This window comes from Cryobacterium sp. TMT2-18-2 (assembly GCF_004402245.1).
GTDB lineage: Bacteria > Actinomycetota > Actinomycetes > Actinomycetales > Microbacteriaceae > Cryobacterium > Cryobacterium sandaracinum.
Map to the genome: position 1 here is coordinate 17,442 of NZ_SOFU01000036.1, position 15,579 is coordinate 33,020.

The following is a 15,579-nucleotide window of genomic DNA, read 5'->3' on the forward strand; positions in this document are numbered from 1 at the left end:
ACGACGCAGCGAGCACAACTACGCACTCGCAAGCTTCCATCTTAGCGGATGCTGTCAAGCCTTCGGGTCGAACGCCCGCCCGACGGAAGCCGTGGGGTGGCGCTCCGCACCGGGGGTCAGCTCGCCGACGGGCACCTCCGCGGCCACGGTATTGCCGGCCTGGGGCAGCGGACAGGCCCACATCGGGTCGTACGCGCAGGACGGGTTGTAGGCGAAGTTGAAGTCGAGGATGATGCTGTCGTCGTCGGCCCCGGCGCCCAGGTCGGCGCCCTTGACCGTGTCGAGCAGGTAGCGACCGCCACCGTAGGTTCCGCCGGGCTTGCCGGCCAGGCCGTCGCGCACAGGCAGAAAGAGCCCGCCGCCGTAGCTGGAGAGCCGCCACAGGTCGATCGGTCCGAGGTAGGGCAACCGCACGGTTCCGACGAGGTCGAACTGCACCTTCCCGTCGGTGCCGGTGTCAACCGAGATGCGCACCGGATGTTCCGCGCGGTGCACCTCGGCCTCGAACCGCCAGTCGGGGTCGTAGGCGGCGACCGGCAGCCCGGTGAAGCCGGCCCGGTCGTCGGGCATCAACGGCGACGCCGAATGCCCGCCGAACAGGTCGTCCCTGCCGCTCCGCCACAGTTCGTGGCCGGCGGCCGGGTCGTGCGCGCTGAGCTGGCGTACGCCGCCGTACAGCCCGAACACGCGCCGACGCCAGTCGGCCACCTGCAGGGCGCCGAGGGTGGTGCTCACGAGGTCGCGCCGGACTCATCGACGCCGAGGTCGAGGCTCCAGTTCGGCGCGAGGCGCTTGAGCTGGTGCAGCCGCCACTGCCAGAGCGCCCAGAAAACGGGCCAGCTGGCCAGGGTGAGCGCGCCGGTGCGGAAGATCAGCTGATCTCGAAAAAGCGTCTTGCCGGTGCCGGCCGGGTCGGGAGACACGGCCATCCGGTGGTCCCAGAGGGTGACCGAGGCGAGCGGCCCCGATACCCCGCGGCCGGTGTCACGCAGGATGCGCACGCCATCCTTCCGGGTGGTCGCCATGGTCAGGCGGATCACCTGGTCGCCCATCGGCACCAGGCCGAGCGCGGTCAGGCTGACCGGATGCTCACCCGGCTCCCAGATGGTGGGGAAGCCATCCATCTCGAGCGATTCGACGCTCACCACGGGCGAACTCACCTCGCGGAACACGGCCGGACTCCGCAGGGCGCGCCAGGCGGCATCGGGGGAGCAGTCGAGGATCTCTTTTAGAAGAACACGCATGACCCCAGTCTGTGGTGCTGGGGCATGCAGTACAACTAAGAGGGTGGCAATTCGATACTGGCTGGGCGTTGCCTCGCGCGAACACGTGCTGCGCGCCGTCGCTGTGGGGCTCGTGCAGGCCAGCCACGGGGCCCGGGTGGCGCTCGAGCAGATGGGCGAGTCCGACGGGGTGGTCTACTATTCCCCGAAGACGCACATCGACGGGCTCGCGCTGCGCGAGTTCACCGCGATCGGTCGCATCGCCCCTGGAATCGTGCATCAGGGCGAGTCCGACGCCCCGAGCTCGTACCGCCCGTGGCGACGTCACATCGATTACGAAACGGATGTCGTTGCCGCCTCCATCCGCCCGCTCCTGTCGGTGCTCGAGTTCACGCGCAGCAACCCCGACTGGGGCTACCAGCTGCGCCGGGGGCTGCTCGAGATCTCCCGGCACGACTTCGAGGTGATCCGGCGGCAGATGCGCCGGGAGTAGCGCTGGAACCAGCCGTTCTTCGCCGATGATGCCGAGGCGACCCGTCCCCGCGGCGATTGTGGGTGGGACCGGCGATTTTCGAGGACGTGCCGCCGGGTGCGGCGCCGGGGTGAGGCGCATCCGTTCGGTACACTGAACGCATGACTGGCGAGTTCTGGTGGGTGCCCTCGGTCGTCGTTTTCGGTGGGGCGGCAGCGGTCGTCGTGGTGATCGTGATGATCATGCGGCGCCGGGTCCGGGCGCGCGCGCGCGTCGACCGCACTTTGGCCGCGGATCGCACCCGAGCCGCCGCAATCGCCCTCGTGCGTGCGGATGACCTGATCGAGGTCGCCACCGACGAGCTCGGTTTCGCGGTCGCCCAGTTCGGGGAGAACGCCACCAGCGACTTCGCCGCCGCGCTCGACGCCTCCCGGCGGCAGGTACGTGACGCGTTCCTGCTGCAGCAGAGGCTCGACGACAGCGTGCCCGACTCCGAGGGTGAGCGTCGCCGCTGGACCGAGGAGATCATCGTGCTCGCCGACGAGGCCGTCAAGCGCCTCGGCGCGCAGACCCGCACTTTCGACTCCCGGCGCGGCGTCGAACGGGATGCCCCGCTGCTACTTGACAAGTTGCGTCGCCGCCTCGACCGGGTCGCCGACCGCGTCGCGGCCGGCACCGCCAGCCTCTCCCGGCTCAGCCGCACGTATGCCGCGCACGCCCTGGCCCCGATCAGCGGCAACGTCTCCCGCGCCGAAGAGGCCGTCGATGACGCCCGCCGGGCAGCGGATGCCGCGGCCACCCGTCTCGCCCGCGAAGCCACCGACCCCGTGGGTGACCAGTTGCTCGCGGCCGAGCAGGCCCTGCACCGCGCCGGCACCCTGCTCGACGCGATCGAACAGGGCGAAGACCAGTTGCACGTCGGATTCGCATCCCTGGCCCGAGCGCTTGACGCGGCGGACGCCGAGCTGTCCGAGGTGCGCGCGCTGCGTGACACCCACGAGGAGACCACGGCCCGCGGCGAACTGAACCGCGTTATTGCGGAGGCCGACCGGGTGGTCGGCGAGCTGCGGCAGCCGTCGCGCTTGAGCGACCCTGCCGCTGACCAGGCCCGACTGCGCACGGCGATGGACGGTCTCGACCTGATCCGTTCCGAGGCCCGCAACCGCCAGTTGCGGCTCGACAACGCCCGCGGCGCGCTGACCGGCGCTCTGTTGGCCGCGCGGAGCCAGATCACCGTGACCCGCGACTTCATCACCGCGCATCCCGGCCGCGTGGGCGCTGTGGCGCGCACCCGCCTCGCGGAGGCCGAACGCAAGCTGAGCCTGGCGGCTTCGGAGGCCGACCCGGTGTCCGCACTGGACACCGCGCGCAGCGCGATGGCCCATGCCACGGATGCCGACGCGCTCGCCCGCTTCGACGTCCGGTAGCGCCGCCGCTACCCTTGGGGCGTGAACAAAGACGCGCCCCAACAGAAGTACCAGGTCCGTTTCGATGTCGGCCTGGCCGGGTTCCAGGCTCTGGCCGCCGAGGCCGACGTGGTCATCCTGGCCGACGCTTTGCCGTCGCCCGGCTCCGAGGTCGTTCTCCCGACTGCCCTGCACGAGCACCAGGTCATCGCCGCGAGCCTCGCCAACCGTGAGAGCGTGGCCGACTGGGTGCTCGCCCGCCAGGCGGAGAAGGGAGACCGGTTCTCCGTGGCCGTGATCGCCGTGGGCGAGCGACGCCAGGGCGGCGCCCCCCGGTTCGCGGTGGAGGACTTCCTCGCCGCCGGCGCCGTGATCGACGCCCTCGCCGCCCGCGGCATCGACCACTGCTCGCCGGAGGCGGCCGCGGCCGCCGCGGGATTCGCGGGTCTCACCCGGGCCGTGCGGCATCTGGTCACCGCGTCCGAAACCGCCCAGGCTCTCGTCGCCGAGGGGCGGTCGGCCGAGGTTCAGGCTGCGGTACGTCTCGAGGCCCCGGCGACGGATGCCCCGGCGCGCTCCCCGGGAATCTCCCGACTGCGGGAATTCGCCTTTCCGGGCTGAGGTTGAACCTGGCACGGCCGCTGAGGCCGAACCCCTCGTTTGACCCTCACTGTTCGAATTTCACTGTTTGAATCTCACTGAAGGAGCAACTCCCATGAAGGCAGTACTCAACGGCACCGTCATCGCCGAAGCACCGCAGGCAGATCTCCTCAAGATCGAGGGCAACTGGTACTTCCCACCGGCGAGCGTGAACTCCGAGTTCCTCGTCGAGAGCCCCACGCAGTACACCTGCTCCTGGAAGGGCGCGTGCCAGTACTTCAGCGTCAAGGACGGCGAGACTCTGCTGCAGGATCGCGCCTTCAGTTACCCGACTCCGCCCTCGGCCTCCTTCGACCGGGTCGGCCAGGACTACAGCAACTACGTCGCCTTCTGGAAAGAGGTCCAGGTCTCCGAGTAGCCCGCTCCGGGCCGCACGGCCGGCCCGAGTAATCGGTGGTCGAGCCTGTCAAGACCACAGGGCACACCTAGGGCTTGGCCGCCGCCGCAGCCTGTCGCCGGGCGGCGGCCGTGATCTCGCGCCGTGTCCACCGGATCAGGAACCGCTTGTCGAATCCACGCACGCACAGCCCGCACGCGAACGCCCGGGTGGGTTGTCGGTAACGGTAGTGCACGTGGCCGGCCGGGCAGGTGCCGACCCACGGCGCGAGCTCGTCGGCGATCTCGCCGTCGTGCGTGCTCTTCCCGTCATAGCCGAGGTTCCGCGCGATCACCTTCCACTTCGGCCCGTGGCCGGCGCGCGGTCCGGCCAGGGCGTGCGCGACCTCGTGCAGCAGGATCTGGTGCACGTCATCGTCTTCGTAGCGCGCCGCCAGGTAGCGGGACACGGTGATGCGCCGCACGGAGAAGTTGCAGAGCCCCGCTCGCTTCTTCGCGTTGTCGAAGGCGAAGGTCCAGCTGGGGTCGAGGTGCAGCGTGATCAACGAGTCCGCCCAGTGCCGCACCCGGTCGAGGTCGGCCATCAGGGTGCCACCGCCACCTGGTAAAGCCGGTCGTCGCCGGCGGAAGGGGTGCCGCGGCCATCCGTATTATTGCTCACGAACCACAGTGTGCCATCGGGCCCCGGCACCACATCGCGCAGCCGCCCGAAGCTGTTCCCGAACCAGTCATCGACCTCGCCTGTGGAGGGATCGATGCGCCAGAGCCGCTCGCCGCGCAGGGCCGCCATGAAGATGGTGTCGTTCACGATGGCGAGACCGCTCGGGCTGGCCTCACTGGTGGGCCACTGCTGCTCCGGTTTGAGGTAGCCGGAGTCCGCGCTCTGTCCCCGGCCCTCGACGATCGGCCAGCCGTAGTTGCCGCCCGGGGTGATGAGGTTGAGCTCGTCCCAGGTGTTTTGTCCGAACTCGCTCGCCCAGAGCCGGCCGTTGGAGTCCCAGGCGATCCCCTGCGGGTTGCGGTGGCCGTAGGAGTAGACGAGCGTGCCGAACGGGTTGTCGTCCGGCACGGCGCCGGTCGGCGTCATCCGCAGGATCTTGCCGCCGAGGGAACCCAGGTCCTGAGCGTTCTCGGGGTTCCCGGCGTCGCCGACCGTGGCGTAGAGCAGGCCGTCCGGGCCGAAACCGAGCCGACCGCCGTTGTGGTTACCGGCCTTCGGGATGCCGCCCTGCACCGGTTCGGATGCGCCGAGGGTGTGGCTTCCGACCGTGCCGAGCAGCGGCATCCGTACGATCTTGTTGTCGTCGGCGGACGTGAAGTAGGCGTAGACCCACCCGGTTCCGCCCGGTGCGGCCGGGTCGGCCAGTGCGGCGAGGCCGAGCAGCCCGCCTTCACCGCCCGGGCTCGCCTCGGCGACCCGGCCGGCGTCGCGCAGGCTGCCGTCGGGCAGAAGTTCGCGCACGAGGGTCGTGTCGCGTTCGCTGATCAGGGTGCCATCGTTCGGCAGGCGCAGGATCGACCAGGGAGCATCCAGCCCGGAGGCGATCACGACCGGGGCGTCGACCGGCCGCACCGATGGCCCGGCGGTGCCGGTCGGCCCGGGTGCAACGGTGTCGGACGGAACCGGCCGGGCGGGGGTCGAGGTTTCTGCCGCGGGCCCGGGCGCGGTCGCCGTGCACGCGCTGAGCAGCAGGAGCGCGCCCAGGGCCAGCACCCCGGTCGCGCCGCTGCGTGGTGGCATCCGCCCGCTCATCTTCCACCTCCTTCGCACCGGCACGCTCGCCGGCGCTGTGTCCAGCATGCCCCGAATTCCTGCTTCGGGGTGAGTGGCCCCTTCCGTGCATAACTCCTGCAAATCGATGTCCGGAGGCAGCGGGCCGGTCAAGCGCGGGCCGGTCAATTGCCGGCCGGCACCCCGCGGCGCCGAAGTGCTACTGCTGCAGGCGGGACTGTCGCCGCTCGGCGATGAAGGACTCGACCACCGCAACGGCGACGAGCGCGCTCTCAAGGAGGGCGGGCGTGGCGCCGGCCTGCTCCCGCAGCGTCACCGAGGCCGTGAAGTCTGCCAGGGCGGCGTCGAGGTCGCCCTGTTCGAAGTGCACCTTGCCGCGGCTTTCCCGGGCGAACGCCGCGACGGCACCCCACTCGTGCGTCTCGGACTCGAGCACACAATGGGTCAACTCGGTCACCGCCTCGTCGAGCTTGCCTCGGTACTGCTGCACCTGGGCGCGACGGATGCGACTGAACGCGAGTTCTTCCCGCGACCCGGTGAACCGGGACTGGCGCAGCGCAGTGTTCGCCATGTCCCAGGCCTCGTCCAGGCGTCCGGTCAGCCGCAACAGCACGACCTTCTCGTTGAGGGCGGACAGGCTGCGAAGCTCGCCGAGTTCTTCGAGGCGCAACTCTGCAGCAGAGAGGTCGACTTTCTCACGCAGGGTGACGGCGTCGTAGCCAATGATGATGGGCAGGGTGTGGTCCTGAGGCGAAGGCGGCACATGCCGCGGAGTAAACGTGGTCCCGTTCAGCGTAGCCGGGCCGGGCCGGGCCGGTCCCCGATCCGCCGCGATCCACCGCCATCTGCCCCGATCCGGCCCGCCCTACCGGCATCCGTCGCCCCGCCGCGAGCAGCACACGTGGCCAACTCAGGAGATCCCAGCGCGTGAGCACATAAAGCCGCGTGAACACGGACGCCCGCAACACTTGGACCCCGGATCTCCTGAGTTGGCCACACATCACCCGGCGCGCGACACCCGGCGCGCGGCGCCCGGCGCGCGACGCCCGGCGCGTGACCCCCGGCGTAACCGCGGCTCAGCTGCCGAGTTGGAACACCGTGCGGCCGGGCAGCGGGGACGGGGTGGCCGTCACATCCGTCGTCACCATCGCGGTCGCCATGAAGTGCGTGAGCTCAGCACCCTCGACCACTTTCGACGGATGCGGCCCGCCCGCCAGCAGCCGCGACACCCAGCTCGTGTCGATGGGGGTGTGCGCGGCAACGAAGACGATATTGCCGAACCGGCGCCCCTTGAGCACCTGGGTCTCCGCGAGGGCGAGCACGTGTCCGAAGACGGCGGACAGCGTCGCGGCCTGTGAACGGGCGAACGGCAGACCGGGCCCGTCGGCGACGTTCACGACGAGCACCCCGCGCGGCGACAGAAGGGGAGCGGCCAACTCGTAGAACTCGCGGCTGGTCACGTGGGCCGGGGTGCGGGCCCCGGAGAAGATGTCGACGACGACGAGGTCCACCGCGCCGTGCAGCCCGGCCGGCAACTTGGCCAGCACCTCGCGGGCATCACCGTGCCGCACGCGCAGCTGCGCCCGCTTGTCCCAGGGCAGCTCACCGCGAACGAAATCGACAAGGTCGCTCTCCAGCTCCACGACCTGCTGACGGGAGCCCGGCCGGGTCGCCTCCACGTACCGGGGGAGAGTCAGCGCGCCGGCGCCGAGGTGCACGGCGGTGATCGGCTCGCCCACCTCGCCGATCAGGTCGATCACGTGGCCGATCCGCTGCACGTATTCAAAGAACAGCTCGCCCGGGTCGTCCAGGTTCACGTGCGACTGCGGCGTGCCGTCCACGATCAGGTTGAAGCTGCCCGGGGTGAATCGGTCGGGCTCGATGACGGCATGGTGGCCGCTCAGTTTCAAGGTGATCGACGGATGTTGCGCTACAGGCCTGCTCATCCCTCAAGTCTGCGCCCTCCGCAGTCTGAACCGGAGCGGCCCGAAACCGGGTTATACCTGAGAATTTATGGCACGTCAAGAATTGAGTGGACATGGTGAGCTATCCGGCATATAGTTGTTCTTTGCGCTCCCAGACTAAACTCTGCCTTCATATTGCGGTCGGCTTTGCGTGCTCAAGCCACCTTGACGCATACCTCGTTCCAGGATTTCAGAACACCGGAATTTCAGAACGCGAGGGTCTGAGGAGTTCGTACTCGGTATTCCTTACTAACAGTGACTAGACCTGACGGGGTCCACGGAGGTTATTTCCTTGGCTGCTGCGCGCAACGCAACCACCAACTCACCCAAGAACGGACGTGCCGCTGGCCGTCTTTCGTTCGCGAAGATCACCGACAATCTGACTGTTCCGGATCTGCTTGCTTTGCAGACCGAGAGCTTCGATTGGCTCGTCGGTAACGACAACTGGAAACAGCGTGTCGCAGAAGGCCAGGCGGCCGGTCGACAGGACCTGCCGACTCGCACCGGGCTCGACGAGATCTTCGAAGAGATCTCACCCATCGAGGACCTCGGCGAAACGATGCAGCTGTCGTTCACCAACCCGGAGCTCGAGCCGGAGAAGTACACCATTGACGAGTGCAAGGAAAAGGGTAAGACCTACTCCGCACCCCTCTATGTGAACGCTGAGTTCATGAACCACCTCACCGGTGAGATCAAGACCCAGACCGTGTTCATGGGTGACTTCCCGCTGATGACCCCCAAGGGCACCTTCGTGATCAACGGCACCGAGCGTGTCGTCGTCTCACAGCTGGTCCGCTCCCCGGGCGTCTATTTCGACCGCCAGCAGGAGAAGACGTCCGACAAGGACATCTACTCCGCTCGCGTCATCCCGAGCCGCGGTGCCTGGCTCGAATTCGAGATCGACAAGCGCGACCAGGTCGGCGTACGCATCGACCGCAAGCGCAAGCAGTCCGTCACCGTCTTCCTCAAGGCCCTGGGCCTTACGAGCGAAGAGATCCTCGAGGAGTTCAAGGGCTTCGCGTCGATCGAGCTCACCCTGGAGAAGGACAACATCCTCACCAAGGAAGAAGCCCTCAAGGACATCTACCGCAAGCTGCGCCCGGGCGAGCAGGTTGCCGCCGAGGCCGCGCGTGCGCTCCTGGACAACTTCTTCTTCAACTCCAAGCGCTACGACCTGGCCAAGGTCGGTCGTTACAAGATCAACCGCAAGCTCGGACTCGAAGCGCCGCTCAGCGACTCCGTGCTGACGCTCAAGGACATCCTGGCCACGATCAAGTACCTGGTTGCGCTGCACGACAACCAGACCACGATCGCCGGCGTCCGCGACGGCAAGCAGACCGACATCCGCATCGACATCGACGACATCGACCACTTCGGCAACCGTCGCATCCGTGCCGTCGGCGAGCTCATCCAGAACCAGGTGCGCACCGGCCTGTCCCGCATGGAGCGCGTCGTTCGCGAGCGCATGACCACGCAGGACATCGAAGCGATCACCCCGCAGACCCTGATCAACGTGCGCCCCGTCGTCGCCGCGATCAAGGAGTTCTTCGGTACCAGCCAGCTGTCGCAGTTCATGGACCAGAACAACCCGCTCGCCGGACTGACGCACAAGCGTCGCCTGTCCGCGCTGGGCCCGGGTGGTCTGTCCCGTGACCGTGCCGGCGTCGAGGTGCGAGACGTTCACCCCTCGCACTACGGCCGGATGTGCCCCATCGAAACCCCGGAAGGCCCGAACATCGGCCTGATCGGTTCGCTCGCCTCGTTCGCGCGGATCAACGCCTTCGGTTTCATTGAGACCCCGTACCGTCGCGTCGTCGATGGCAAGGTCATGAACGACCAGATCGACTACCTCACCGCCAGCGAAGAAGACGAGTTCATCGTCGCCCAGGCGAACGCCCCCCTCACCAAGGACTGGCACTTCGCCGACGCCCGTGTTCTCGCCCGCAAGAAGGGTGGAGAGGTCGACCTCTTCCCCGCGGAAGACATCGGCTACATGGATGTTTCGCCTCGCCAGATGGTGTCTGTCGCCACCTCGCTCATCCCGTTCCTCGAGCACGACGATGCGAACCGCGCCCTCATGGGTGCCAACATGCAGCGTCAGGCCGTCCCGCTCCTGATGAGTGAGAGCCCGCTCGTCGGTACCGGCATGGAGGTCTTCGCGGCCATCGACGCCGGTGACGTGCTCACCGCCGACAAGGCCGGCGTGGTGATGGAGGTTTCGGCCGACGTCGTCACCATCCAGCTCGACGAGGGGGGCACGCAGGAGTACTACCTACGCAAGTTCGCGCGCTCCAACCAGGGCACGAGCTACAACCACCGCGTCATCGTGCAGGCCGGCGAGCGGATCGAAGTCGGCGAAGTCATCGCCGACGGCCCCGCCACCGAAAACGGAGAGCTCGCTCTCGGCAAGAACCTGCTCGTCGCGTTCATGCCGTGGGAAGGCTACAACTTCGAGGACGCGATCATCCTGAGCCAGAACCTGGTCAAAGACGACACCCTCTCGTCGATTCACATCGAGGAATACGAGGTTGACGCTCGCGACACCAAGCTGGGCAAGGAAGAGATCACCCGCGACCTGCCCAACGTGTCGCCTGATCTGCTTGCAGACCTGGACGAACGCGGCATCATCCGGATCGGCGCCGAGGTTCGCCCCGGCGACATCCTCGTCGGCAAGGTCACGCCCAAGGGCGAGACCGAGCTGTCCGCCGAGGAACGCCTGCTGCGCGCCATCTTCAACGAGAAGAGCCGCGAAGTTCGCGACACGAGCCTCAAGGTTCCCCACGGTGAGCGCGGCACCATCATCGGTGTCAAGGTCTTCGACTCGCAGGACGGCGACGACGAGCTCGGCTCGGGCGTCAACCAGCGCGTCGCGGTCTTCATCGCGCAGAAGCGCAAGATCACCGAGGGTGACAAGCTCGCCGGCCGTCACGGCAACAAGGGTGTCATCTCCCGCATCCTGCCGATCGAGGACATGCCGTTCCTCGCCGACGGAACCCCGGTCGACATCATCCTCAACCCGCTGGGCATCCCGGGCCGCATGAACTTCGGTCAGGTCCTGGAAACCCACCTGGGCTGGATCGCCAAGCAGGGCTGGCAGGTGGAAGGCAAGCCCAAGTGGGCCGGCCGTCTGCCCGAGGCCGCGCACAGCGCAGCTCCGAACACCAAGGTCGCGACCCCGGTATTCGACGGCGCGCTCGAGGTCGAGATCGAGGGTCTCCTCGACTCGACGACCCCGACTCGTGACGGCGACCGCCTGATCGACCGCACCGGTAAGACCCAGTTGTTCGACGGCCGCTCCGGCGAGCCGTTCCCCAACCCGGTTTCCGTGGGCTACATGTACATCCTGAAGCTCCACCACCTTGTCGATGACAAGATCCACGCCCGTTCCACCGGCCCCTACTCCATGATCACGCAGCAGCCGCTGGGTGGTAAGGCGCAGTTCGGCGGACAGCGTTTCGGTGAGATGGAGGTGTGGGCGCTCGAAGCATACGGAGCCGCTTATGCCCTGCAGGAACTCCTGACCATCAAGAGCGATGACATCCTCGGCCGGGTGAAGGTCTACGAGGCCATCGTCAAGGGCGAGAACATTCAGGAGCCGGGTATCCCCGAGAGCTTCAAGGTTCTGATCAAGGAAATGCAGTCGCTGTGCCTGAACGTCGAGGTGCTGTCGAGCGACGGCACCGCCGTCAGCCTGCGCGACACGGATGACGAGGTGTTCCGCGCTGCGGAAGAGCTCGGCATCAACATTTCCACCCGGTTTGAGTCGTCTTCGATCGACGACATCTAGGCCCGGCCGATGACGAACACTTCGAATACTTTCCAAGGAGAGAAATTGCTCGACGTAACCACATTTGACGAGCTTCGCATTGGCCTTGCGACCGCCGACGACATCCGTCGCTGGTCTCACGGTGAGGTCAAGAAGCCCGAAACCATCAACTACCGCACGCTCAAGCCGGAAAAAGACGGCCTGTTCGGCGAGCAGATCTTCGGCCCGTCCAGGGACTGGGAATGCTCATGCGGCAAGTACAAGCGAGTGCGCTTCAAAGGCATCGTCTGTGAGCGCTGTGGCGTCGAGGTCACGAAGTCGTCGGTGCGCCGTGAGCGCATGGGCCACATCGAGCTCGCCGCCCCGGTCACCCACATCTGGTACTTCAAGGGTGTTCCCTCGCGTCTCGGCTACCTGCTGGACATGGCTCCGAAGGACCTCGAAAAGGTCATCTACTTCGCCGCGTACATGGTCATCACGGTTGACGAAGACGGCCGCCACCAGGACATGCCCGGCCTTGAGAACGAGCTCCGCCTCGAGATCAAGACCATCGAGGGCCAGCGCGATTCCCGCATCGCCGACCGTCTGCAGCGCCTGGAAACCGACCTCGCAGCACTGGAGGCCGAAGGCGCCAAGAGCGACCAGAAGAAGCGCACCAAGGACGCCGCCGAAAAGGAGATGAGCCAGGTCCGCAAGTCTCTCGACGAGCAGATCGCTCACCTTGAGCGCGTGTGGGAAGACTTCCGCACCCTCAAGGTCGGCGACCTGAAGCCCGAAGACTCCGTCTTCCACGAGCTGCAGGACCGTTTCGGCATGTACTTCGAGGCCTACATGGGCGCCGAAGCCATCAAGAAGCGCCTGCTGGCCTTCGACCTGGTCACCGAGAGCGAAAACCTGCACCTGCAGATCGCCGAGGGCAAGGGCCAGAAGAAGATCCGTGCGATCAAGCGCCTCCGCGTGGTCAACGCGTTCATCATCACCGGCAACTCGCCGGCCGCGATGGTGCTCGACGTCGTCCCCGTGATCCCGCCCGAACTGCGCCCGATGGTGCAGCTCGACGGTGGCCGCTTCGCGACCTCCGACCTCAACGACCTCTACCGTCGCGTGATCAACCGCAACAACCGCCTGCGTCGTCTGCTCGACCTCGGTGCCCCCGAGATCATTGTGAACAACGAGAAGCGGATGCTGCAGGAGGCCGTTGACGCACTCTTCGACAACGGTCGTCGTGGCCGCCCCGTCACGGGTACCGGCAACCGCGCTCTCAAGTCGCTGAGCGACATGCTCAAGGGCAAGCAGGGTCGTTTCCGTCAGAACCTGCTCGGCAAGCGCGTCGACTACTCCGGCCGTTCGGTCATCGTCGTCGGCCCGCAGCTCAAGCTGCACCAGTGTGGTCTGCCCAAGCAGATGGCACTCGAGCTGTTCAAGCCGTTCGTGATCAAGCGCCTGATCGACCTGAGTCACGCTCAGAATATCAAGGCAGCCAAGCGCATGGTCGAGCGTTCACGCCCGCAGGTCTGGGACGTGCTCGAGGAGATCATCCGCGAGCGCCCCGTGCTGCTGAACCGGGCACCGACGCTTCACCGCCTCGGCATCCAGGCGTTCGAGCCTCAGCTCGTGGAAGGTAAGGCGATCCAGCTGCACCCTCTCGTCTGTGCCGCGTTCAACGCCGACTTCGACGGTGACCAGATGGCAGTTCACCTGCCGCTGTCGATGGAAGCCCAGGCCGAAGCGCGCATCCTGATGCTCGCCTCGAACAACATCCTGAAGCCGTCTGACGGTCGCCCGGTGACCCTGCCCACCCAGGACATGATCATCGGTCTGCACCACCTGACCACGCTCAAGGAAGGCGTCATCGGCGAGGGCCGGGCGTTCTCCTCGATCGCGGAAGCGATTCTCGCTTTCGACCAGAAGAAGGACGCGAACCAGGGCCTCGACCTGAACGCCAAGGTGCGCATCCGTCTGGCCGACAAGTACTTCGAAGAGGGCACGCAGCCCGAAGGCGTCGAACTCGTCAACGGCCAGGCCGTCGGAACCGTGCTGGTGACCACCACGCTCGGCCGCGCGATCTTCAACGAGGCCATGCCGGTTGACTACCCCTACTTCGAAAAGGTCGCCGACAAAGGCAGCCTCTCGGCGATCGTCAACGACCTCGCCGAACGGTACCCGAAGGTGGAAGTCGCCGCGACGCTTGACCGCGTCAAGGACGCCGGTTTCTACTGGGCCACCCGGTCCGGTGTGACCGTGGCGCTCAGCGACATCCTGACCCCGCCGAACAAGCCGCAGATCGTTGCCGGCTATGAGAAGCAGGCCGCCAAGGTGCAGTCGCAGTTCGAGAAGGGTCTCACGACCGACCTCGAGCGTCGCCAGGAGCTCATCCAGATCTGGACCAAGGCAACCGAAGACGTCGCCGCGGCCATGCAGGAGAACTTCCCGGCCGACAACACCATCAACCGCATGGTCACCTCCGGTGCCCGTGGTAACTGGCTGCAGGTGCGCAACATCGCCGGTATGCGAGGCCTGGTCAACAACCCGAAGGGTGAGATCATTCCTCGCCCGATCATCTCGAGCTACCGCGAAGGCCTGTCCGTCGCCGAGTACTTCATTGCTACTCACGGTGCTCGTAAGGGTCTGGCCGACACGGCTCTGCGTACCGCCGACTCCGGGTACCTCACGCGTCGTCTCGTGGACGTCTCGCAGGATGTCATCATCCGCGAAGACGACTGTGGCACGACCAAGGGTCTGGAACTGCCGATCGCCGAGGTCAACCCGATGGGCGAGCTCGTTCGCCACCCCAACGTGGAAAACGCGGTCTACGCTCGCAGCCTGGCCACCCCGGCGGTCAACGCCAAGGGTGAGATCGTGGCTGACGCCGGCGACGACGTGGGTGACGTGCTCATCGACAAGCTGGTCGAGGCCGGTGTCGAGACCATCAAGGTGCGCTCGGTGCTGACCTGTGAGTCGGCTGTTGGGGTGTGTGCGGTCTGCTACGGCCGCTCGCTCGCCACCGGGCTGCTCGTCGACATCGGTGAGGCCGTCGGTATCATCGCCGCACAGTCCATCGGTGAACCGGGTACCCAGCTCACGATGCGTACCTTCCACACCGGTGGATCGGCATCCGCCGACGACATCACCCAGGGTCTGCCTCGTGTGCAGGAACTGTTTGAGGCCCGTACCCCCAAGGGTGCGTCGCCGATCGTCGACACCGCCGGTCGCATCACCATCGAGGACACCGACCGCAGCCGGAAGGTTATCCTGACCCCCGACAACGGCGATGAGCCGATTGCCTACCCGGTGCTCAAGCGCTCCACCCTCCTCGTCGAGGATGGCCAGCACGTCGAGCTCGGCACGCAGATCATCATCGGCGCCGTCGACCCGAAGGAAGTTCTTCGCGTCAAGGGTGTTCGCGCCGTGCAGAAGCACATCGTCGGGGGCGTGCAGGATGTCTACCGGTCGCAGGGTGTGCCGATTCACGACAAGCACATCGAGGTCATCGTTCGCCAGATGCTGCGCAAGGTGACCGTCGTCGAGCACGGCGACACCGGCCTGCTCCCCGGCGAGCTCGTTGACCGGTTGAAGTACAACGATCTCAACCGCACCGCGCTCACCGAGGGCAAGAAGACGGCGTCGGCTCGTCAAGAAGTCATGGGTATCACCAAGGCTTCGTTGGCGACCGAGTCCTGGCTGTCGGCCGCTTCCTTCCAGGAAACCACCCGGGTTCTGACCCAGGCGGCCATGGAAGGCAAGAGCGACCCGCTGATGGGCCTCAAGGAGAACGTGATCATCGGTAAGTTGATCCCGGCCGGCACCGGCCTTCCCCGCTACCGCGACGTCACCGTCGAGGCAACGGATGAAGCCAAGGCTGAGCGTTACCCGAACCGCATCTTCACCGATGATGCAGCGTTCAACGAGGGTGACCTGAGCTTCGTCGACTTCGACAGCTTTTCGTCGGATGACTTCACCCCCGGCACCTACAACTAGTCACTAGCGATAGGTTCCACGGACGGCCTCCTGCCTCGGCAG

At 66.6% G+C, this 15,579-nt stretch carries 12 protein-coding genes; 6 read left to right on the forward strand and 6 right to left on the reverse strand.

Annotation, left to right across the window (positions count from 1 at the left end):
- Positions 1 to 54: 54 nt before the first annotated feature.
- Both E3O22_RS11190 and E3O22_RS11195 read right to left on the reverse strand, forming a co-directional pair.
- Positions 55 to 735: a DUF1684 domain-containing protein gene (locus E3O22_RS11190; RefSeq protein ID WP_134395157.1), complete on the reverse strand. Its 681-nt coding sequence runs from the start codon at positions 733 to 735 to the stop codon at positions 55 to 57.
- Positions 732 to 1,244 carry a hypothetical protein gene (locus tag E3O22_RS11195; RefSeq protein WP_134395156.1) on the reverse strand — a complete coding sequence of 171 codons (513 nt, stop codon included), beginning with the start codon at positions 1,242 to 1,244 and terminating at the stop codon, positions 732 to 734. The genes E3O22_RS11190 and E3O22_RS11195 overlap by 4 nt, the downstream gene beginning before the upstream one ends.
- Positions 1,245 to 1,287: 43 nt before the next feature.
- On the opposite strand from E3O22_RS11195, the gene E3O22_RS11200 reads away from it, so the two are divergent.
- The 4 genes from E3O22_RS11200 to E3O22_RS11215 all read left to right on the forward strand — a co-directional run bounded on the left by E3O22_RS11200 (position 1,288) and on the right by E3O22_RS11215 (position 4,119).
- Positions 1,288 to 1,716, forward strand: coding sequence for an EVE domain-containing protein (locus E3O22_RS11200; protein ID WP_241973351.1), 429 nt, complete (start codon positions 1,288 to 1,290; stop codon positions 1,714 to 1,716).
- A 140-nt stretch (positions 1,717 to 1,856) separates the two neighbouring features.
- Complete coding sequence (locus E3O22_RS11205) at positions 1,857 to 3,122, forward strand: hypothetical protein (protein WP_134395154.1); 1,266 nt, start codon at positions 1,857 to 1,859, stop codon at positions 3,120 to 3,122.
- 21 nt (positions 3,123 to 3,143) lie between these two features.
- Positions 3,144 to 3,722, forward strand: coding sequence for a 2-phosphosulfolactate phosphatase (locus tag E3O22_RS11210; RefSeq protein ID WP_134395153.1), 579 nt, complete (start codon positions 3,144 to 3,146; stop codon positions 3,720 to 3,722).
- Between the two features lie 94 nt (positions 3,723 to 3,816).
- The gene (locus tag E3O22_RS11215) at positions 3,817 to 4,119 is read left to right on the forward strand and encodes a DUF427 domain-containing protein (RefSeq protein WP_104100997.1); all 303 of its coding nucleotides are present in this window, start codon (positions 3,817 to 3,819) and stop codon (positions 4,117 to 4,119) included.
- A gap of 67 nt (positions 4,120 to 4,186) precedes the next feature.
- Here E3O22_RS11215 and E3O22_RS11220 read toward each other — a convergent pair whose 3' ends face one another.
- From E3O22_RS11220 to E3O22_RS11235, 4 genes are all read right to left on the reverse strand, one after another.
- Positions 4,187 to 4,681 (reverse strand): SprT-like domain-containing protein, encoded by a 495-nt coding sequence (locus tag E3O22_RS11220; RefSeq protein WP_134395152.1) that lies wholly within the window; start codon positions 4,679 to 4,681, stop codon positions 4,187 to 4,189.
- Positions 4,681 to 5,850: a sorbosone dehydrogenase family protein gene (locus tag E3O22_RS11225; RefSeq protein WP_241976618.1), complete on the reverse strand. Its 1,170-nt coding sequence runs from the start codon at positions 5,848 to 5,850 to the stop codon at positions 4,681 to 4,683. The genes E3O22_RS11220 and E3O22_RS11225 overlap by 1 nt, the downstream gene beginning before the upstream one ends.
- Positions 5,851 to 6,028: 178 nt before the next feature.
- A complete protein-coding gene (locus tag E3O22_RS11230) occupies positions 6,029 to 6,592 on the reverse strand; it encodes a hypothetical protein (RefSeq protein WP_241973353.1) in 564 nt (187 codons plus the stop codon).
- A gap of 313 nt (positions 6,593 to 6,905) precedes the next feature.
- Positions 6,906 to 7,775, reverse strand: a complete 870-nt coding sequence (locus E3O22_RS11235) for a spermidine synthase (protein WP_134395150.1) — start codon at positions 7,773 to 7,775, stop codon at positions 6,906 to 6,908.
- Positions 7,776 to 8,085: 310 nt separating this feature from the next.
- Between E3O22_RS11235 and rpoB the strand changes: the two genes are divergently transcribed.
- Together rpoB and E3O22_RS11245 are read left to right on the forward strand one after the other, a co-directional pair.
- Positions 8,086 to 11,580, forward strand: a complete 3,495-nt coding sequence (gene rpoB / locus E3O22_RS11240) for a DNA-directed RNA polymerase subunit beta (protein WP_104100993.1) — start codon at positions 8,086 to 8,088, stop codon at positions 11,578 to 11,580.
- A gap of 45 nt (positions 11,581 to 11,625) precedes the next feature.
- On the forward strand, positions 11,626 to 15,537 hold the full coding sequence (locus E3O22_RS11245; RefSeq protein ID WP_134395149.1) for a DNA-directed RNA polymerase subunit beta': 3,912 nt from the start codon (positions 11,626 to 11,628) through the stop codon (positions 15,535 to 15,537).
- Positions 15,538 to 15,579 lie beyond the last annotated feature (42 nt).